This window comes from Streptomyces sp. NPDC006207, assembly GCF_040613835.1.
Lineage (GTDB): Bacteria > Actinomycetota > Actinomycetes > Streptomycetales > Streptomycetaceae > Actinacidiphila.
The window spans coordinates 1-19,200 of sequence record NZ_JBEXSX010000038.1 but is presented as its reverse complement, the minus strand read 5'-3'; the positions used below and the strand labels follow the sequence as shown (position 1 = coordinate 19,200).

Genomic DNA, 19,200 nt, shown 5'->3' with positions numbered 1-19,200 from the left:
GTCCGGTGGGCACACGTCGTCGCATACGTCGGCGATACGTCGTGGCGCCTAGGCTTCGGACATGCGCGTACTGATCGTGGAGGACGAGCCCTACCTGGCGGAAGCCGTCCGCGACGGTCTGCGGCTGGAGGCGATCGCCGCCGACATCGCCGGCGACGGCGACTCCGCGCTGGAACTGCTCGGCGTCCACTCGTACGACCTCGCGGTCCTCGACCGCGACATCCCCGGCCCCTCCGGCGACGAGGTCGCGCGGCACATCGTCGCCTCCGGCAGCGGCATCCCGATCCTCATGCTCACCGCCGCCGACCGGATCGACGACAAGGCTTCCGGGTTCGGGCTCGGCGCCGACGACTACCTCACCAAACCGTTCGAGCTGCGGGAGCTCGTCCTGCGGCTGAGGGCGCTCGACCGCCGACGCGCGTACGCCCGGCCCCCCGTCCGCGAGATCGCGGGCCTGCGGCTCGACCCCTTCCGCCGGGAGGTCTTCCGCGACGCACGCTACGTCGCGCTCACCCGCAAGCAATTCGCCGTGCTGGAAGTCCTCGTCGCCGCCGAAGGCGGGGTCGTCAGCGCCGAAGAGCTACTGGAACGGGCCTGGGACGAGAACGCCGACCCCCTCACCAACGCCGTGCGCATCACCGTCTCCGCGCTGCGCAAACGACTCGGCGAACCATGGATCATCGCCACGGTGCCCGGCGTCGGATACCGGATCGACACCGGCGCGCGTACGTAGACGCCCGGGGCCCGGTGCCCGCCCGCGGCGAACCGGGCCCCGGAGGCGCTGCCGGCGCCGAGGCGGCGGCCGGTCAGGCCAGGTTGCCCGCCGGGATCCGGGTCGGGGCGAACCACTGCTGGATCCAGTTCGGGTAGGCGAGCGGCGGCCGGCTGACCTCGTCGAGCTCGGCGAGGTCCTGCTCGGTCAGCGTCAGGCCGACGGCGGCGACGTCGTCCGCGAGCTGCTCCACCGTGCGGACGCCGACGATCACGCTGGTGACGGCGCGCTGCGCCAGCAGCCAGGCCAGGGCGACCCGGGCCGGGCCGACCTCGTGCCGCGCGGCGACGCCCCGGACCACGTCGAGCACCGCGAAGCCCCGCTCCTCGTCGAACGGTACGAAGTCGAAGCCGTTCCGGGCCCGGCGGGAGTCCGGTTCCGTGGTCACCCCGCCGCGGTCGAACTTGCCGGTCAGGAATCCGCCGGCCAGCGGCTGCCACACCGTCAGGCCCAGCCCCGAGTCCTCGGCCAGGGGCACCAGGTCACGCTCGGCGTCGCGGGCCACCAAGGAGTAGTGGGTCTGGTTGGCGACGAACGCCGCCCGGTGCTGCAGTGCGGAGATGCCCAGCGCCTTGCTGATCTGCCAGGCGGCCAGGTTGGAGCAGCCGATGTAGCGGACCTTGCCCTGGCGCACCGCGTCGTCGAGGGCGCTCAGCGTCTCCTCCAGCGGCGTCACGTGGTCGTAGTTGTGGATCTGGTAGAGGTCGACGTAGTCGGTCCCCAGCCGGCGCAGGCTGTCCTCCAGGGCCCGCATCACGTGCAGACGCGACAGGCCCTGGTCGTTGGGCCCCGGCCCGACGGGAGCGAGGAGCTTGGTCGCCAGCACGACGTCCCGCCGGCGCCGCCCGACCGCCCGGCCGAGCAGTTCCTCGCTCTCTCCGTCGGCGTAGACGTCCGCGGTGTCCAGGAAGTTGATCCCGGCGTCCAGTGCCGCGCCGACCACCCGGTCCACGTCCTGCTGCCCCAGTGCCCCATGGGGGCCGTACACCGGGTGGTCCTTGCCGCCGAACGTCATCGCACCCAGGGAGATCTCGGAGACCCAGACCCCGGTGCGTCCCAGCAGACGATATTTCACCAGTCACTCCTCATCGCACACGTACTTGCTCGCGCGGGTGACCGGGAGACCCCAGCCTTTCCGGTCACCGCATCCGGACAGCGCGTCCGGAAATTACGCTACACGATGTCCGGACGCGGTGTAATGTGACGTTCGCTGCCGGGCCCCCGCCCGCGACGACCCCAGGATCCGGACATGCCTTCGATCACCCGACGCCGCACCGCCAAGGTCGGCCGCCCCACCTCGGCCGAGGCGGACGTCCTGGACGCCACCCAGCGCCTGCTGGCAGGCGGCGCGAACTTCACCGAACTGGGCGTGCAGCAGATCTGCACCGAGGCCGGCGTCGCCCGCTCGACCTTCTACAGCCACTTCCGCGACAAGGTCGACCTACTGCTGCGCCTGGCCGGCCGGCTCATGGCCTCGTCCTTCGACCTCACCTCGGCCTGGCAGCCCTCGGCCGGCGTCGAAGGCCTCGAGGAGGCCTTCCTGCACGTCATCGAGGTCTACCGCCGGCACGCCGCCGTCCGGCGGGCACTCGCCGAGGTCGCCACCTACGACACGGCCGTGCGCGACTACTTCACCGCCGAACTCCACCAGTTCACCGACTGGACCATCAAGATCCTCCGCGACGAACAGGAGGCCGGCCGCACCCCCGCCGACCTCGACCCCGTCAGCGCCACCCGGATCATCGTCACCGGCGGCGAGCGCGCCCTGACCGACCAGGTCACCACCGGAGATCCCGCCGGCGACCCCGCGTTCGCCCGCGAACTGGCACGCACCTGGTGGCACGGCGTCTACCGCCGCCCCATCGGCTAGTGCCCACGGGGCGTCCGCAGCCCGCCGACGGTACTAGGGTGGGCAGTGGAGTCTGTGACACAGCCCGGAACGGGTGACGGAGCAGGGAGACCCGCGACGCGGTACGCAGTCCGCGCAGGCCCGGCCGCCACGAGCGGTGACCGGCCCGGACCGCGGGCACGCCGCCGGCATTGGGGATGGACCAAGGGCGGTTCTGAACCATGAGAAGCACACATCGGCTTGAGCCCAACGCGGCGAACCTCGGCGGCGGCCCCGTTCTCGCGGCGTGGGAACGGTTCGTGCAGGGCGAGGACCACGTCCCCGGTGTGCGGCCCCTGGTGGCGATCTCCTGGCAGCGCTGCCGAGAGCAGTACCGAGTCGATCCCCACCTCACGAAGGCTCCGCCGGCCGTCACGGAGCCCGACCACACGCCCGAGCACGACGTGGTCTTCGCCGAGCTGGGCTTCCGTGCCGCCGCCGTGGCACATGAAGCGGGCAACCTCGGTGGGCTCGTCACCGTCACCGACGCCACCGGCCGGATCCTGGCCGCGTGGGGTGATCACGCCACGCTCGCCCGAGCCGACGACTGCAATCTGGCGCCCTGGTTCTGCTGGTCCGAGTGCGCGGTCGGTACGAACGGCATGGGCACGGCGCTCGAGGCGCACGGCCCGGTGCCGATCAGGGGAGCGGAGCACTGGTGCCAGGCGTTCCACAACTGGGTGTGCGCGGGCATCGCGGTGCGTGACGTGGTGACCAGGGAACCGATCGCGGTCCTCAACGTCTCCTTCTGGCGCAACGGGCTTCCCGCGGCCGCCGAAAGCTGGCTGGCCGGCGCCGTCACCATGACCCGGTACCCGCTGAAGAGACGCGCCCGGGACAGCGGCGCGGAGTTGGTCGCGGCCTACACCCAGGCCAGGGCGACGTCCGGTGCGGCGCTCGCCGCCGTGGACACCGCCGGCAAGGTGGTGATCGCCGACGACATGGCGAGCGTGCTCCTGGGCGTCCCCGCGTACACCCCGGCGATCGACCCCACCCTGCGTTGGAACCCCGGGCTGCCGGAATTCATCGCGGCCGCCCGGTATGCCAGCAGGCAAGGGGCCCACGATCCCGACTGGGTCGGCTCGACGCAGATCTTCGCCCACCTGGCCGACGAGCCGACGACGATCACCATCCGGCCCGTCTTCTCCTCCGGGCACCTGATCGGGAACCTGGTCCTGTTCGGGGTTTCCGACGGGGCGCGGCTGCCCCAAAGGGAGGGTTCCTCCCACCCTCGGGTGCCGCCGCGCCGACTGGTCGCGATGCGCGACAACCGGATGGTGCTGCTGCGACTGCCGGAAGTCTCCTTCGCCGAATCGCACGGAAACGACGTGTGGCTCTCCACCGATCAAGGTCGATTGCGAGCCGCCTCCCTGAGCCTGGACAAGCTCGACAGCGATCTGGCGGATGTCGGCTTCCTGCGGGTGCACCGCCGTTACGTGGTCAATCTGAGCCGCATCCGGGAGGTCGAGCGCGGGCTCAAGGGCGAGCTGTCCCTGGTCATGGACGACCGGACGAACGAGATGGTGCCGGTTTCCCGGCGGAACGCGCCCGCCGTGCGTCGCGCGCTGAACATCTGAACCACGACGCACCCTCTGATCCGGAAGGAGATCCCCGTGTCCGACATCCCGGACGCCGTTGCCGGCGAGACGGACGCCGGCAACGCGGGCGGCCTCGGCCTCTCCGTCACCGGGCACCGCGGCCGGCCGATCGGACGCGCGAGCAACCGCGACTGGTGGCCGAACCGGCTCGACCTGAGGGTCCTGCGGAAACACCCCGCCGAGGCCGATCCCATGGGTGAGGACTTCGACTACGCGGCGGCGTTCCACACGCTGGACCTCGACGCCCTGGCGCGCGACGTCGACGACGCGCTGACCACGTCGCAGGAGTGGTGGCCGGCCGACTTCGGCCACTACGGGCCGCTCGTGGTCCGGATGGTCTGGCACTGCGCCGGGACCTACCGCATCCACGACGGCCGCGGTGGCGCGGGCGCCGGCATGCAGCGGTTCGCGCCGCTGAACAGCTGGCCGGACAACCGCAACCTCGACAAGGCGCGCCGGCTGCTCTGGCCGGTGAAGAAGAAGTACGGCCGCAAGATCTCCTGGGCCGACCTGATGGTCTTCGCGGGCAACCGCGCCCTGGAGACGATGGGTTTCACGACCTTCGGCTTCGCCGGCGGCCGGGCGGAGGTGTGGGAGCCCGACGAGGACGTCTACTGGGGTCCCGAGCACGCCTGGCTCGGCGACGAACGCCACGGCGGCGTCCGGGAACTGCAGCGCCCCCTTGCCGCCGACCAGATGGGCCTCATCTACGTCAACCCGGAGGGGCCGAACACCGTCCCGGACCCGCTCGCCTCGGCACGGGACATCCGCGAGACCTTCCGGCGCATGGGGATGAACGACGAGGAGACCGTCGCGTTGATCGCAGGCGGCCACACGTTCGGCAAGACCCACGGCGCGGCCGCCCCGGACGCCCACCTCGGCCCCGGGCCCGAGGGCGCCCCGCTCGAGGAACAGGGCCTGGGATGGAAGAGCAGCTACGGCACCGGGAAGGGCACGGACACCATCTCCAGCGGGCTCGACGGTACGTGGACGCCCACCCCCACGACGTGGGACAACAGCTTCTTCGAGACCCTGTTCGGCTACGAGTGGGACCTGGAACTGAGCCCCGCCGGTCTGTGGCAGTGGGTCCCGCGGGACGGCGGCGGGGCCGGTACGGTCCCGGACGCCCACGACCCGTCGACGACGCACGCCCCGACCATGCTGACGACGGACCTGGCGCTGCGGTCGGACCCGGGCTACGAGCCGATCTCACGGCGCTTCCTGGACAACCCGGACCAGTTGGCGGACGCGTTCGCGCGGGCCTGGTTCAAGCTGACGCACCTCGACATGGGCCCGGTCCAGCGCTACCTCGGACCGCTGGTCCCCCGGGAGACGCTGCCGTGGCAGGACCCGGTCCCCGCCGTGGACCACGAGCTCGTCGGGGCCGCGGACATCGCCGTGCTCAAGAGCCGGCTCCTCGCCTGCGGGCTATCGGTCTCCCAGCTCGTCTCGACCGCGTGGGCGTCGGCGTCGACGTTCCGCGTCAGCGACAGGCGCGGCGGGGCGAACGGCGCGCGCATCCGCCTCGAGCCGCAACGGGGGTGGGAGGTCAACGAGCCCGACACGCTGGCACAGGTGCTGCGCACCCTGGAGGGGATCCAGGAGGCCTTCAACGGCTCCCAAGCCGGGGACGCGAGGATCTCGCTGGCCGACCTCATCGTGCTCGGCGGGGCCGCCGCCGTCGAGCGGGCCGCCGGGACGGCCGGCCACGACGTGCACGTCCCCTTCCTTCCGGGACGCACGGACGCCACACAGGAGTGGACCGATGTGGAGTCATTCGCCGCCCTCGAGCCGACCGCGGACGGGTTCCGCAACTACCGCGGCAAGGCCGACCGGCTGCCGTCGGAGCACCTGCTGGTCGACCGCGCGAACCTGTTGGACCTGAGCACGCCCGAGATGACCGTCCTGGTCGGTGGCCTGCGGGTGCTGGGCGCCAACCACCGTCAATCGCCGCTGGGCGTCTTCACCGCGAAGCCCGGGTCGCTGAGCAACGACTTCTTCGTGAACCTGCTCGACACGCGCACGGAGTGGGAGCCGGCGTCCACGACCGCCGAAACCTTCGTGGGCCGCGACCGGGCGACCGGCGAGGTCAAGTGGACCGGCAGCCGCGTCGACCTCGTCTTCGGCTCGAACGCCGAGCTGCGTGCGGTCGCGGAGGTCTACGCGAGCGACGACGCACGGGAGAAGTTCGTGAAGGACTTCGTCTCCGCGTGGGACAAGGTCATGTGCCTCGACCGGTACGACCTCGCTTGATCCTCCCAACGGTGGCACATGGGGGACGAACGGTAGCCGGTCGCGGGCGAACGGCATGAGCCGGCCCGCACGCGCGCTCACCCTTGTCGGTGTGATCCATACGGCGTAGCGTGCTTATCGGGTAGCAGATTGTCCGCTTTTCGGAGCAATTAAATCCACCCGCGCCGAATTCCACGTCAATTCGGAGAACATTTTCGAAGGAAGGTGTGCGACCGGCCGCGAAGCACCGCCGCCGGCGGAAGTGGACACAGCGATTCGGCATGAGGAGAGTGAAGCCCCGATGACGACCACGCAGGAGCGATCCGACCTGCTGGACAAGATCGGGTTGGTCGAACAGAACAAAGCAGCGCTGGGTCAAGTGCTGGGAACCGGGAGCATCGGATATGCCGCCGAGAAACCGGACGGCACCATGCAGGCCACCATTCGAATCCACCCGGATGAGCTGATCTGGGATCCATCAATTCTGGTCATGCCCCATGGAGGCGATATCGAGCTCGAGCTCATCAATGACGACCTGAACACGCACTGCGCGCTCCTGCCGAGCAATGGCGACCGGAAGTTCATCTGGCTGGTGAACCATTCGCGCGGACGGGCGACCCTCAACCTCGACGGACCGGGCTACTACTGGTACTGCTCGCCCACGGGCAACGACGAGGGCCGGGGGTTGACCGGGGCCATCGTCGTCCTGGGAGAGGCTCCGCCGGAGGCTCGCCTCGACCGCCCCGAGCAACCGCGGCCGTAGGAAGGAGGAGGAGATGTCCCTCGACTACGTGGACGCGGGTGAGGCAGTCGACCAGGGGTTGCTGAGCGGCAAGGTCGCGGGCGGGGAGGTCGCGCCGCCGGTGGTGGCCGGCCTCGACTACGAGCGCATGCTCAACGCCCGCCAGGAGCCGCACAACTGGCTCACCTACTACGGCGCCTACAACGGGCAGCGGTACAGCCCGCTGGACCAGATCAACACCGAGAGCGTCAAGCGCGTCGTCCCCGCATGGGTCTTCCAGGCGGGCACGACCGGACTGATCGCGGGCGCGTCGACCTACTCGTTCGAGGCCGCCCCGATCGTCGTCGACGGGGTCATGTTCGTGTCCGGCTGGGACGGCTGGGTCTGGGCCCTCGACGCGAAGACCGGCGTGGAAATCTGGCGGTACAAGCACGCGGTCCCCTTCGACGTGTCCTTGTGCTGCGGGAACGTGAACCGGGGGGTCGCCGTGGCCCAGGGGAAAGTCTTCTCCGTCACGCCGAACGCCCGTCTGCTCGCCCTCGACGCCACCACCGGAAAGCGGGTCTGGGACACGACCTACGGTGATGTCCGCGCTGGGGAGAGCGCCACACTCGCCCCGCTGATCGTGAAGAACATGGTCATCGTCGGCAGTTCCGGCGGCGAGTTCGGCGTACGCGGCCACCTCGACGCGTTCGACCTCGCCACCGGCGAGCACCAGTGGCGCTGCTACACGGTGCCCAAGCCCGGGGAGCCGGGCTCGGAGACCTGGCCCGCCCACGGCGAGGCCTGGGCGCGTGGTGGGGCGAACTGCTGGGTCACCGGCACGTTCGACCCGGAGACGAACCTGCTGTACGTCGGCACCGGCAACCCGGCGCCCGACTTCGACGGAGCTGTCCGCGAGGGTGACAACCTCTTCACCGACTGCGTCATCGCCGTCGACGTCGACAGCGGTCAGATCCGCTGGCACTACCAGTGCACCCCGCACGACGTGTGGGACTACGACAGCATCGCCGAGTGCATCCTGTTCGAGCGGGACGGGCGCAAACTGCTCGGGCACTTCGACAAGAACGGCTACTTCTTCGTCCTCGACCGCATCAACGGGGCGAGGGTCGGGATCACCCCCTTCGTGGACCGCATCACGTGGGGGGCCATCACGAGGGACGGCCGGGTGACGGCCAAGCTGTACCCCGACGAGGAGGGAGTACCCGTCCACTTCTACCCGGGTCCGGCAGGCGCGAAGGAATGGACCCACGCGGCCTACAGCCCGAAGTCCGAGTTGTTCTACGTGCCCGTCCAGGACACGGGTGCCACGGCCACCCGGCGGCGCCGGGAGTTCAAGGAGAGCATCCCGTACTGGGGCGCGGGCGTTCAGGTGGACATCGAGGACATGGCGGGGTCCGTCAGCGCGTTCGACGCCGACGGCGAGGAGAAGTGGCGCTGGCGCAACGAACTGCCGATGTGCGCCTCGGTGCTGGCCACCGGTGGTGACCTGGTGTTCGCCGGTGAGCCGTCCGGCGAGTTCAACGCGCTCGACGCCCGCACCGGGCAGGGGCTGTGGCAGTTCCAGTGCGGGAGCGGCCACCACAGCAGCCCGACCACCTACATGGTCGACGACAGGCAGTACATCGCCGTACCGGTCGGCTGGGGCGGGTGGGCCGAGGGATTCCTCCCCGGCATGCTCGGCGCGGGACACGGGAGCGCCCTGATCACCTTCGCCCTCCCGGAATGGTCGTAGCGCGCGACCGGATCTTGCCGTGACCGGCCAGAGAGGAGGTGAATCCATGGAACCCCAGCTCGTTGTGTGGGAGACGCCCGAGTTCGAGGAGATCGCGGTCGCGGCCGAGGTGACCATGTACGTCGCCCGGCTGGAGGACTAGCGGACCGACGGCTCGGGACGCCGAGAGGCGGCCGGGCCGACGACGGACCCGGACATTCGACGAACGGAGTGCCGGCGTGTTGCTGCGAGTGCTGGGCTCGGCGGCGGGGGGCGGGTCCCCGCAGTGGAACTGCGGCTGCCCCGTGTGCGGCGCGGTCCGCTCAGGGGCCGGCCCCCCGCGCACCCAGTCCTCGATCGCCGTCAGCGCCGACCGCTGCCGGTGGTTCCTCGTCAACGCCTCACCCGACCTCCGCGCCCAGTTCGAGGCCTTCCCGGGCCTGCACCCGCAGGGCGACCGGACGACGCCGCTGGAAGCGGTGCTGCTCACCGACGCCGAGCTGGACCACACGCTGGGTCTGCTGCTGTTGCGCGAGGCCCGTGTCCTGCGGGTGTACGCCACTCCGGCGGCACACAAGACCCTGTGTGACGGCTCGGGAATCCTGAGCACGCTCCAGCACTACTGCACCGTCGAGTGGCGGGCAGTGATCCCCGGCACCGACCTGGCCCTGGCGGACGGGCTGTCCTGCCGCGCGTTCGACGTACCGACCGTCAAACGCGCCCGGTTCGGGGCCGAGGCGGACCACGGCCGCGTCGTGGGCTACCGGCTGACCGACGAACGCAGCGGGGGGACGCTGGTCTACCTGCCCGCCGTGCAGTCGCTGACGCCGGCGCTGTGCGCGGAGCTCGAGGGCTGCGGATGCCTGCTGTTCGACGGGACCTGCTGGCGCGACGACGAGCTCGTACGGCTCGGGCTGGCCGGCAAGACGGCCCGGGAGATGGGCCACCTGCCCATCGACGGCCCGGACGGCAGCCTGGCCCGGCTCCCGTCGCTGGCCGCGGGACGGACGGTCCTCGTGCACGTCAACAACACCAACCCGATCCTCCTGGAGGACGCACCCGAGCGGCACATCCTGCGGGAAAGCGGCATAGAGGTGGCCACCGACGGCCTCGAGATCCAGGTGTAGAGCCGTGACGACGACAACCACGAGAACCGGCGCCGACGACTTCGTCGAGGCGTTGCGGGCCCACTCGCGGCGGTACCACGACCAACACCCCTTCCACGTCCGGATGAACACAGGCCGGCTGAGCCATCGGCAGATCCGCGGCTGGGTGGCCAACCGCTTCTACTACCAGGAGAACATCCCCCGCAAGGACGCCGCGATCCTTTCCAACTGCCCCGACCTCGACGTCCGCCGCCGCTGGATCCGACGGATCACCGACCACGACGGCAGCGCCGCCGGCGAGGGCGGCATCGAGGCGTGGCTGCGCCTGGGCGAGGCCACCGGGCTGACCCGCGACGAGGTCCGGGACCACCGGCACCTGGTACCGGGCGTGCGGTTCTCCGTCGACGCCTACGTGAACTTCGCCCGGACCCGCCCGTGGGTGGAGGCGGTGGCGTCCTCGCTCACGGAACTGTTCGCGCCCGACCTGATGGCCGCTCGCCTGGCCGCCTTCGAGCGCTGGTACCCGTGGATCGACCCCGACGGCCTCGCCTACTTCCGCACCCGCCTGGAGCAGGCCCCGCGCGACTGCGAGCACGCCCTCCAGGTGGTCACGTCGCACTGCCTGTCCGCCGAGTCGCAGGCGCGCGCCGTCGACGCGCTCTCGTTCAAGTGCGACGTCCTGTGGAGTCTCATGGACGCCATCGACCAGGCCTACCCGGAGTGACCGCCATGGACCCGACACCCCCAGGAGCGACCCGGAGCAGGACCAGGACCGGACCCGGTGTCGAGGTGTGCGGCCCGGACCGGCCCCGGCTGGCGCGTCATGTCCGGCTCACCTTCTGCCGGACCAGGCAGCGTCAGGTACTGCTGCACCCCGAGACGGTGGTGGTCCTGAACGGCAGCGGCGCGGCGATCCTCCAGCTGTGCGACGGGCAGCACACCGTGGCCGAGATCGTGACCGAGCTGGGCGCCCGCTACCAGACCGTCCCGGAGGACGAGGTGCGGCGGTTCCTGACCCGGCTCGTCACCCGGCGCTGGATGGAGCTCACCGATGGATAGCCCGTTCGGGTTGCTCGCCGAACTCACCTACCGGTGCCCGCTGGCCTGCCCGTACTGCTCCAACCCGCTGAACATGGCCGGTTACCAGGACGAGCTGGCCACGGACGAGTGGCGGCGGGTGCTGGCCGAAGCCGGCGACCTGGGCGTCCTGCAGTGCCACCTGTCGGGCGGGGAACCGCTGCTGCGGCGCGACCTGGTGGAGATCACGGCGGCCGCCCACCACCTGGGCCTCTACACCAACCTCGTGACCAGCGCCCTCGGGCTCTCCCGCTCGAAGGCCGAACAGTTGCGGGCCGCCGGCCTGGACCACGTGCAGATCAGCATCCAGGCCCACGAAGCGGCCGCGTCCGACCGGATCGCCGGCGTCCCGTCCTTCGAGCGCAAGATCGAGGCGATGCACGTGGTCAAGGAGCTGGGCTGGCCCCTGACCATGAACGTGGTCCTGCACCGGCACAACATCGACCGGGTCGCCGACGTGCTCGACCTGGCCGAGGAGGTGGGCGCCGACCGGCTGGAGCTGGCCAACACCCAGTACTACGGCTGGGCCTGGCGCAACCGTGCCGCGCTGCTGCCCAGCCGGGCCCAGCTCGAAGCGGCCGAAGTCGTCGTGCGGGCAGCCCGTGAGCGGTTGCGGGACCGCATGGACGTCATCTACGTCATCTCCGACTACTACAGCCGCTACCCCAAGCCCTGCATGGGCGGCTGGGCGTCCCGGCAGCTGACCGTCACGCCGAACGGCGACGTCCTGCCCTGCCCGGCCGCCCAGTCCCTGCCGTTGCCGAGGGCCAGCGTGCGTGAGGACTCGCTGGCGTGGATCTGGAACGAGTCCCCGGTGATGACCGCGTTCCGGGGAACCGACTGGATGCCCGAGCCCTGCCGGAGCTGCTTCCGGCGGGAGCTGGACTTCGGCGGCTGCCGTTGCCAGGCGTTCCTGCTCACCGGCGATGCGGCCCGCACCGACCCGGTCTGCCACCTGTCGCCCGACCATCACCTGGTCGCCCGGGCGGTGGCGGCCGCCAACGCCGGATCACGTTCCGACGACCCACCGCTGGTCCCCCGACCGCACCGGGTTCGCCGGCCGGACCGCATCCCGGGCGGCTAGCCGCCGAACCACAACGGCAGCGCGGCAGCGGCGATGATCAAGGTGACCCCGCTCAGCAGGTCCGAGCGGATCCGGATGAGGCGCGCCGCGACCCGACCCAGCTGCAGCCCGACCAGCGACATCACCGCCGTCATGATTCCGAAGACGGCGGCCGAGAACCACGGCGAGAGCCCGAGGATCCCCAGGCTCGCCCCGGCGAGCAGGTTGTCCAGGCTGAGCGTCAGCGGGATGCCGAACAGCGCCCACGGATGGTCCAACTCCTCCGGCTCGGGGTGCCGAAGGGCCGAGACGACGAGGTAGAGACCGTAACCACCCAGAGCGGCCGCACCCACCAAGTCGGCGACGTCTCCGATGGATTCCCCTATCCGGCGACCGATCAACAGCCCGACCAAGGGCATGACCGCGTCCCACAGCCCGAAGGTGAGCGCAACCTGCACCGCGCGCTTCAGACCGAAGGGGACGGTGCCGAGCGCGATCGACACCCGGAAATTGTCGAGACTGAGTACGAAACCCAGGACCAGTATTTCCCAGATCATGGCGATGTCGCCGCCCGATGACGACCGATGACGGCGGGGCCGAATCCGCCGCGCGGAATGACCGCCAGGTTGGAAACGATATCCCGGACGTCCCGCGCAACAAATCCGCGGAACCGATTTCCGGAGCACTGTCAACACTACTCGCCGTGGCGCGCGCGGCCAATTGATCCGCGGAACTGCCCTGCCGCAGCACCCCCTCCCCCGGCGTGCCTGCGGCCGCACGGAAAACCCGAGGCGCGGGGGAGGGGTAGCGGACGGACCCGATGCCGATGGTTCAGACCAGCTTCGCCCGGAAGATCTGCTGCGTCTCGTCGCGCTGTGTACGTGTCGCGCCGCGGTCGCTGGTGAACACCACGACGCCGCGGTGCAGGGCGGGCCAGGTGCTGTTGCCCTGGTGGCTCACCTGGGTGGCGTCGGACCAGCCCTTCTCGCGGTCGAGGGTGGCGGTGAAGACCTTCCAGCGCCAGTCGGTCGAGCGGGAGTCGTACCAGACCGCGCGGACCGTGCCGTCAGGGTCCACGCCGAGCCTGGCCCACTGGCTCATGGCTTCGGCGTCGAGGGCGACGTTCTCGGACGCCGTCCAGGTCGTGCCGCCGTCGGTGGATCGGCTGGCCCGGAGCTGGAGGTTGGAGCCGGAGCTCTGGAGCGCACCGCTCTCCCAGATCGCGACGAACGTCCCGTCCCGGTCCACGGTCAGGCCCGGGTGCCTGTCCGATCGGTCACTGACCCTGCTGACCTGGACCGGAGTGCTCCAGCCGCGGCCCGGCGCCTTGCGTACCGACGCCAGGACCTGCCAGTTGTCCGGGTCCGTACCGCCGGCGGCCGGCTGGCCCGCGGGCGGGGTGTGGCCGGTCCACAACGGGTCCGGGTCGTAGCGGTCGTCCTGCCAGCTGATCACGGCGTGCTCGCCGTCGTGGACGGCGACGACCGGGAACAGCGAGGCGGGGTAGCGCGGCGAGCGCGCATCGCCGGGCACGCCCGGACCGGTCGCCTTGCCCGCCGCGGAGATGTTCACCGCGGCCTTGTCGATGCCGACGATCTGCGCGTACACGTCGAACGCGCCTTCGCCGTTGTCGGACCAGGCGACCAGCGGATGCTTGTCGTCGACCAGTGCCAGTGCCGGGTGGACGGCACGCCCCTTGCCCTTGCTGATCTTGGCCGGGGCCTTGAAGGAGCCGCCGCCGTCGGCGCTGTGCGCCAGGAGGATCACCGGACGGTGCGGCTGCTCCTTGCCCTGCTCGTCCTGCCAGGCCACCCACACGTCATGGGAGGTCGCGACGATCCGCGGGAACCGCGCCGTCGCCGAACGGCCGGACAAGGTGACGGACCTGGTGATCCTGCCCTTGCCGTTGAGCCGGCGGTAGACCACCTTGCTCGCCTGGTTCTCGTGCACCTCCGCCACGACGTGCGTGACGTCGCCCACGACCGCGACATCGGAGAAGCCGGTGAACGTGCCCGGGTCGCCGGTGACGAACGCCGCCTCGTCGTGGGCGGTGTCGGCGGCCGGGAGCGCGATCTCGGGCCGGGGGTCGGCCGGAGCGCCGACGGAGACGAAGACGGGCGAGGTGGCACCGCGGAGCTGGTCGGGCAGGTTCGGGTCGGCGTCGGAACCGGAGGCGCTGCCGGGGGAACGGGCCTCGGCCCGGTACCAGCCGTGGTCGGTGCCCTTCAGCACGAGCGGCAGTTCGTAGCTCTCGTTGGCCCGTTGCGGCCGGTAGCTCGCGATGGGGCCCGCCGATCGACCGGGAGCCGCGTAGACGTGGACGGTGGTTCCCTTGCCACCCCTGACGTTCACACGCAGCGTGGCCTTCTTGGGCAGCTTGCGGTCGGCCACGACCACCTCGTCGCCGCCGATCGCCTCGAACACGCCGTCACCGTCGACGTCGGCCTCGATGGTCAGGAACGGCCCCGCGGTGTTCTGCGCGACCGTCGTACGGCCGCTGCGGAACCCGTCGAGGATGCCCAGGACCGAACGCTTCGCCGCGAAGACGTGGGTGGTGGGCGTCCCGGGGGCGTCGATGTCCCACAGCTCGCGGAAGTGGCAGTCGCTCGCCGCCGCCACCCCGAAGCGGAAACCCGCGTTCCAGCGGTTCTCCGCGTACTCGACCTGCTCGTCCGGACCGGTGGACACGTTGAGCACCTCGACGAGGTCCGCGCCTTGGACGCTCGCGTTGGCGTTCGGGCCCGTCGCCGGCGTGTACTCACCGTCGTCGGGGTGCGCCTGCGACCACACCGCCCCTTGCGCGTGCGCGTCCCAGACGGACTGCTGCACATGGCGGAAGGCCGCGGAACCGGTCGGGTTGGCGCCGTCCACGATCACGTCCACGTTGCCCAGCACGATGGCGTGGGGCGAGCCGTTCGCCTCCTCACCCGGGAGCAACAGCAGCTTGGACGACTTCCACTGGGGGTCCCAGACCTGGTCGTACGTCCGGTGGTCGGTCAGGGGCATGAAGTCGAGGCCGGCCTTCTCGCCCTGGGCGATCTGGTCGCCGACGGGAAGGTTCCCGGGGAGGGTCTGGTGCGAGGTCTGCCGGGGCCCGCTGCCGTCCGACGAATGGTCGTCGTGGACGTGGGTGTCACCCGCGAGCCACTTGCCCTTGGGCGCCTTGGCCCGGTTGAGCACGGAGCTCCCGCCCACCGTCTTGACCTTGCCGTTCGACTCGAGGGCGGATCCGCTGACCGCCTCGGCGGTGCCCGCACCGACGCCGACCGCCGCGACGGCGGTACCCGCCATGACCACGAACCGCCGGCGGGAAAGGCCCTCGGGCTCACGGTCCGGCCCGGTGGACCCTCTTGTCGTCTCCATGTACTGCGCCTTTCCGTGCACCGTTCCCCTGTGGATCGGTGTGAAGTCCCCGAGACGCTAAAGCGCGCCTTCTTCCGCGAAATGAACGAACAGCGAACCATTCGCACCCATTGCGGGTATGTGGCATCACTTGCCGCCCGGACGATTCCCCCGTGCACGCGCCCTAAGGGACGACCGACCGGCCCGGAGCCATGCGGAAGGGCATCGCGAGGTCGCGGGCGCGGGTGTGGCAGCCTCCAGGCAGCGCTGATCAACCGGTTTCCACGACCGGCCTCGCGGAGAGCCAGCCGTCCTCCCGGCCCCGCCACTGTGACAGCCGGTCCGTGTCCCCTGCATGGGTCAAACGCCCCTATGGGTGTGGCTGCCCTCCGGGTCAAACGGCTCCCCCGGGCATTCCTCGGAACCTCCGCAGGTGGTACCGGGCCGGTGATCAACCGTGCCGCCACTGCTCCGCGTCCTCGCGCCAGGCCTCACCGGCCGACCTGGACAGCACGGCCGCTCCCGGTTCCTCGACACGGGTCAGGGCGACCATCGCCAGGTCGTCCTCGGGAAGCGCGCCCGAATGCTCGACGACATCCTCGAGGATCTCCCCCAGCACATCGGGCAGGCACACGTGGCCCGGTGTGCCCTCGCGGATCCACCGCCACGTCGTGGCGCGTTCCAGCAGCGGGTAGCACCGCCCGGCGGCGTCGCGGGCCTCCATGAGGCCGTCGGTGTAGAGCAACAGCGTGTCCCCGGGGCACAGTTCGAAGCGTTCCTCCATGGCACCGCAGTCCCGCAGACCGTACAGGCCCAAGGGGGGAGCCGGGCAGCCCGCCACCAGCGCGACGCTCCCCCGGCGGGCCCGTATGGGCGGCGGGTGGCCGTGGTTGACCATGCGGGCGAACGGCTCGCCGTCCCGCACCTCCAGCAGAAGCGCCGTCACGAAACGTTCGTCCTTCTCGCGGGAGAGGTCGTCGCTGTCGGCCAGGTGGAACAGGAAGCTCTCCTCCAGCCGCGCCGACAGCTCCGCCAGGGTCGCGGCGCGCGGCGCCCATTCGCGGAAGGCCCCGAGCACGGCCGCGACGTCCTCGAACGTGGGCAGGCCCTTGCCGCACACGTCACCGATGATCAGGCGGGTCGCCTCGCCCGCGCGCGCGACCGCGTACAGGTCACCGCCGACCTGTCCCCGGCCCCCGCAGGGACGGTAGATGGAGGCGAGCCCCAGCGCGCCGATGCGCCCGGGGAGCGGCCGGAGCAGGACCCGCCGGACGGTGTCGGACACGGCGTGCGCCCGCTCCGCCCGGCAGCGGTAGCGGTCCTTCACGCGTCCGAGCACCATCGCCGCGGTCCCCGCGGTGATCAGCGGCGCGAGGCCGCACGCGAGGCTCGGGTGGGAGTACAGCGGCAGGATCACGCACACCGCGCACACCGCGAGGATCCACGCCACGACGCTCGCGGCGGCCAGGTACCGCAGCGGTTTCCCCTCGTCCCGCCGCTCCTCGAACTGTTCGGCGTCGGTCATCAGCGTCACTCCCTCGCAGTCTTGCGCGGGCCGGGAGCCGACGGATCCGCGAGCGGTCCCGGGACCGCGCATTGGCGTCCCACTCGTGACGGGACAACTCGACCGTAGGGAGGATTCCGGCCTGGCCCCTTGCCCCGTCGTGCACAGGCCTTTGCCCGTCCGTGCAGTGCCCGGCACCGTGGCCCCTGTACCGCTTGGGCACCGCCGGACGCCGGCGGCACGGGTCACGGTGTTCAGGGGCAGCGGTTCACGCCCGGCGGGCGGCCCAGACCGTGCGCTCGGTACGGACGCCCACGTCGGTGCGGCGCGGGATGCCCTCGGGACCGTCGGCGTCGAGCAGCCGGTCGAGGGCGGTCAGGTCGTCCGCCGTCAGGGCGGAGGCGACGGTGGTGCGCATGCGGCGCAGGCTGCTGAGTGCGTAACGGCTGACCGCGTCGGTGGGGGGCGGGGCGACGTCGATGGTCAGGGTCCGTTCGCCCTCGATGGTGAAGCCGGCCTTCGTCAGCTTGGTCCCCCAGTCGGCGCCGCGGTGGGGGATGTGCTCGGCGTGGTGGTGGTCGAGTGCGGCATGGCAGCGCTCCTCCAGGCCCGGGGCGTCCTGCGGGGCATCCCCGGGCAGGAAGCGGGGGAAGCCGGCCAGCTCGACGACGGCGAACAGTCCGCCCGGGGCGAGCAGGTCGTGGACCTGGCGCAGGGTCTGGTCGGGCTCGGTCATGTGGTGCAGGGAGGCCGAGGCCCACACCAGTTCCGGGGTGCCGAGGTCGGGCCAGGCCGCCGCGTCGAGGTCGGCCTCGACCAGGTGCACGCGGTCGGCCACTCCGGCCGCGGCTGCCTTCGCCTGCAGGCGGCGCAGGTGCGGGGCCGAGGAGTCGACGGCCGTCACCTGTGCCGCGGGGAAGCGCCGAAGGAGGGCGAGGGTTCCCGCTCCCGTCCCGCAGCCCAGGTCCACGATGCGGCGGGGGCTGTTCCCGACGGGCAGCCAGTCCGTGATGGACGCGTTGTGCTCGGCGAGCACTTCGGCGTCCAGGTCGAGGATCTCCGCCTGAACGGCTGTGTCGTGATCGTGATCGTGCTCGTGCTCGTGCTCGTGCTCGTGGACGTGGGGCGCGGCATGGTCCGCTGCGTGCGGGTGGGGGTGATTCATGGCGCCCACGCTAGGCGGGCGTCCGCGGGCGGCCCAGCGGCTTCCGGAATGCGCAAGCCGATGCCCGGCCGCGCTGCGGCAGGCGCAAACCGTCACGGTGACGCCTTCCCGGTGGCCTCGCCGCGCTGGTGGCCGCGGCGGGCGTCGCGGTCGAAGATGCCCAGGATCTCGCAGGGTCCGCCCTCGGCCCCGATGGCGTGCGGGAGCATCGTGGGGAACTCCGCCGCCTGGTTGGTCTCGATCCGCAGGCGACGGTTGCCCAGGAGCAGGACCGCGGTCCCGGACAGGATGACGAGCCATTCACGGCCCGGGTGGGCACGCATGCCCGAGGGGTGGTCGGGCGGCGGGTTCGTCATGCGCTGCCGGATGACGGTCATGCCGGGTTCCGCTTTGATCGGCCAGCGCATCTGCCCGCGCGCCCGGTCGATCGTCGGGTGGGAGACCACGTCGTCCGACGCGGTCTCCACCAGCTGGTCCAGGGAGGTGTCCAGGGCGCGGGCGAGGGTGACGAGCTGGTCCAGCGCCAGGCGCCGCTGCCCGTTCTCGATGCGGGAGAGCGTGGACTGACTGACGTTGGCGCGCACGGCCAGGTCCTCCAGGGACCAGCCCTGGGCCACACGCAGGGCGCGGATGCGCTTGCGCACCAGACTGTCCAGATCACCATCGTCTTGCGTCATGAGCAAGAGTCTATGCGTGCACGGCAAGGCATGCCCGGCGTCGTCACCGTTCGACCCCGCCAGGACCGGGGCCGCGAGCAGTGGCGGCGGCACGCCGCGCAACGCGGCGGCCGTGAGGGGGCGCGGCCGCCGCGGCTGCGCGCATCGTCGTCGCGATGGGAGAGCCGCGCGAGCCCTTCACCGTCCCCGCCGGCCGACGCCCGCCCTCGCACCGGCTACTGGGTCACGCCCTTCTGGATCTCCCAGAAGCGGAAGATGGTGGACGGGTCGAGGGTCCACTCCAGGCCGTTGATGTTGTCCTTGGACACCACGTACTGCTT

Annotated in this window: 17 protein-coding genes; 11 read left to right on the top strand and 6 right to left on the bottom strand. The window is 71.1% G+C overall.

Translation table 11 applies throughout. The annotated features are described in order from the left end of the window. Positions 1 to 61: 61 nt before the first annotated feature. Entirely contained in the window at positions 62 to 733 is a 672-nt protein-coding gene (locus ABZ312_RS27255; protein WP_500332232.1) for a response regulator transcription factor, read from the top strand. A 73-nt stretch (positions 734 to 806) separates the two neighbouring features. Here the strand turns inward: ABZ312_RS27255 and ABZ312_RS27250 are convergent, their stop codons facing one another. Further along, positions 807 to 1,847 carry an aldo/keto reductase gene (locus ABZ312_RS27250; RefSeq protein ID WP_500332231.1) on the bottom strand — a complete coding sequence of 347 codons (1,041 nt, stop codon included), beginning with the start codon at positions 1,845 to 1,847 and terminating at the stop codon, positions 807 to 809. A 174-nt stretch (positions 1,848 to 2,021) separates the two neighbouring features. Here ABZ312_RS27250 and ABZ312_RS27245 point away from each other — a divergent pair, with 174 nt between their 5' ends. The 10 genes from ABZ312_RS27245 (at position 2,022) to pqqE (ending at position 12,213) form a co-directional block, all read left to right on the top strand. Next, positions 2,022 to 2,642: a TetR/AcrR family transcriptional regulator gene (locus ABZ312_RS27245; RefSeq protein WP_500332230.1), complete on the top strand. Its 621-nt coding sequence runs from the start codon at positions 2,022 to 2,024 to the stop codon at positions 2,640 to 2,642. Between the two features lie 200 nt (positions 2,643 to 2,842). Then, on the top strand, positions 2,843 to 4,237 hold the full coding sequence (locus ABZ312_RS27240; protein ID WP_500332229.1) for a DNA-binding protein: 1,395 nt from the start codon (positions 2,843 to 2,845) through the stop codon (positions 4,235 to 4,237). 129 nt (positions 4,238 to 4,366) lie between these two features. Beyond that, a complete protein-coding gene (gene katG, locus ABZ312_RS27235; protein ID WP_500359454.1) occupies positions 4,367 to 6,511 on the top strand; it encodes a catalase/peroxidase HPI in 2,145 nt (714 codons plus the stop codon). Between the two features lie 280 nt (positions 6,512 to 6,791). Then, complete coding sequence (locus ABZ312_RS27230; protein WP_500332228.1) at positions 6,792 to 7,253, top strand: MSMEG_3727 family PQQ-associated protein; 462 nt, start codon at positions 6,792 to 6,794, stop codon at positions 7,251 to 7,253. A gap of 13 nt (positions 7,254 to 7,266) precedes the next feature. Then, positions 7,267 to 8,967, top strand: coding sequence for a PQQ-dependent dehydrogenase, methanol/ethanol family (locus tag ABZ312_RS27225; RefSeq protein ID WP_500332227.1), 1,701 nt, complete (start codon positions 7,267 to 7,269; stop codon positions 8,965 to 8,967). 46 nt (positions 8,968 to 9,013) lie between these two features. Next, positions 9,014 to 9,109: a pyrroloquinoline quinone precursor peptide PqqA gene (gene pqqA / locus ABZ312_RS27220; protein ID WP_500332226.1), complete on the top strand. Its 96-nt coding sequence runs from the start codon at positions 9,014 to 9,016 to the stop codon at positions 9,107 to 9,109. Between the two features lie 76 nt (positions 9,110 to 9,185). Then, positions 9,186 to 10,073, top strand: a complete 888-nt coding sequence (gene pqqB / locus ABZ312_RS27215; RefSeq protein WP_500332225.1) for a pyrroloquinoline quinone biosynthesis protein PqqB — start codon at positions 9,186 to 9,188, stop codon at positions 10,071 to 10,073. Positions 10,074 to 10,077: 4 nt separating this feature from the next. Continuing rightward, positions 10,078 to 10,776 carry a pyrroloquinoline-quinone synthase PqqC gene (gene pqqC / locus ABZ312_RS27210; RefSeq protein ID WP_500332224.1) on the top strand — a complete coding sequence of 233 codons (699 nt, stop codon included), beginning with the start codon at positions 10,078 to 10,080 and terminating at the stop codon, positions 10,774 to 10,776. 5 nt (positions 10,777 to 10,781) lie between these two features. Beyond that, positions 10,782 to 11,111: a pyrroloquinoline quinone biosynthesis peptide chaperone PqqD gene (gene pqqD / locus ABZ312_RS27205; RefSeq protein WP_500332223.1), complete on the top strand. Its 330-nt coding sequence runs from the start codon at positions 10,782 to 10,784 to the stop codon at positions 11,109 to 11,111. Beyond that, on the top strand, positions 11,104 to 12,213 hold the full coding sequence (pqqE, locus tag ABZ312_RS27200; protein ID WP_500332222.1) for a pyrroloquinoline quinone biosynthesis protein PqqE: 1,110 nt from the start codon (positions 11,104 to 11,106) through the stop codon (positions 12,211 to 12,213). The genes pqqD and pqqE overlap by 8 nt, the downstream gene beginning before the upstream one ends. Here pqqE and ABZ312_RS27195 read toward each other — a convergent pair. The 5 genes from ABZ312_RS27195 to ABZ312_RS27175 form a co-directional block, all read right to left on the bottom strand. Further along, a complete protein-coding gene (locus tag ABZ312_RS27195; protein ID WP_500438951.1) occupies positions 12,210 to 12,695 on the bottom strand; it encodes a manganese efflux pump MntP in 486 nt (161 codons plus the stop codon). The two genes, pqqE and ABZ312_RS27195, sit on opposite strands and share 4 nt — an antisense overlap. Positions 12,696 to 13,023: 328 nt before the next feature. Then, complete coding sequence (locus tag ABZ312_RS27190; RefSeq protein ID WP_500438950.1) at positions 13,024 to 15,555, bottom strand: CehA/McbA family metallohydrolase; 2,532 nt, start codon at positions 15,553 to 15,555, stop codon at positions 13,024 to 13,026. A 430-nt stretch (positions 15,556 to 15,985) separates the two neighbouring features. After that, the gene (locus ABZ312_RS27185; protein WP_500438949.1) at positions 15,986 to 17,059 is read right to left on the bottom strand and encodes a PP2C family protein-serine/threonine phosphatase; all 1,074 of its coding nucleotides are present in this window, start codon (positions 17,057 to 17,059) and stop codon (positions 15,986 to 15,988) included. Between the two features lie 247 nt (positions 17,060 to 17,306). Then, a complete protein-coding gene (locus tag ABZ312_RS27180; RefSeq protein WP_500359452.1) occupies positions 17,307 to 18,203 on the bottom strand; it encodes a class I SAM-dependent methyltransferase in 897 nt (298 codons plus the stop codon). Between the two features lie 92 nt (positions 18,204 to 18,295). Continuing rightward, positions 18,296 to 18,880, bottom strand: coding sequence for a helix-turn-helix domain-containing protein (locus tag ABZ312_RS27175; protein WP_500438948.1), 585 nt, complete (start codon positions 18,878 to 18,880; stop codon positions 18,296 to 18,298). Positions 18,881 to 19,200 lie beyond the last annotated feature (320 nt).

What these genes read in the sequence shown, in the direction of transcription:
- pqqE (WP_500332222.1), top strand. Translation starts at nt 11,104, where the DNA reads ATGGATAGCCCGTTCGGGTTGCTCGCCGAACTCACCTACCGGTGCCCG.
- ABZ312_RS27225 (WP_500332227.1), top strand. Translation starts at nt 7,267, where the DNA reads ATGTCCCTCGACTACGTGGACGCGGGTGAGGCAGTCGACCAGGGGTTG.
- ABZ312_RS27245 (WP_500332230.1), top strand. Translation starts at nt 2,022, where the DNA reads ATGCCTTCGATCACCCGACGCCGCACCGCCAAGGTCGGCCGCCCCACC.
- pqqA (WP_500332226.1), top strand. Translation starts at nt 9,014, where the DNA reads ATGGAACCCCAGCTCGTTGTGTGGGAGACGCCCGAGTTCGAGGAGATC.
- ABZ312_RS27240 (WP_500332229.1), top strand. Translation starts at nt 2,843, where the DNA reads ATGAGAAGCACACATCGGCTTGAGCCCAACGCGGCGAACCTCGGCGGC.
- ABZ312_RS27180 (WP_500359452.1), bottom strand. Translation starts at nt 18,203, where the DNA reads ATGAATCACCCCCACCCGCACGCAGCGGACCATGCCGCGCCCCACGTC.
- ABZ312_RS27230 (WP_500332228.1), top strand. Translation starts at nt 6,792, where the DNA reads ATGACGACCACGCAGGAGCGATCCGACCTGCTGGACAAGATCGGGTTG.
- ABZ312_RS27185 (WP_500438949.1), bottom strand. Translation starts at nt 17,059, where the DNA reads ATGACCGACGCCGAACAGTTCGAGGAGCGGCGGGACGAGGGGAAACCG.
- ABZ312_RS27190 (WP_500438950.1), bottom strand. Translation starts at nt 15,555, where the DNA reads ATGGAGACGACAAGAGGGTCCACCGGGCCGGACCGTGAGCCCGAGGGC.
- pqqD (WP_500332223.1), top strand. Translation starts at nt 10,782, where the DNA reads ATGGACCCGACACCCCCAGGAGCGACCCGGAGCAGGACCAGGACCGGA.
- ABZ312_RS27255 (WP_500332232.1), top strand. Translation starts at nt 62, where the DNA reads ATGCGCGTACTGATCGTGGAGGACGAGCCCTACCTGGCGGAAGCCGTC.
- ABZ312_RS27175 (WP_500438948.1), bottom strand. Translation starts at nt 18,880, where the DNA reads ATGACGCAAGACGATGGTGATCTGGACAGTCTGGTGCGCAAGCGCATC.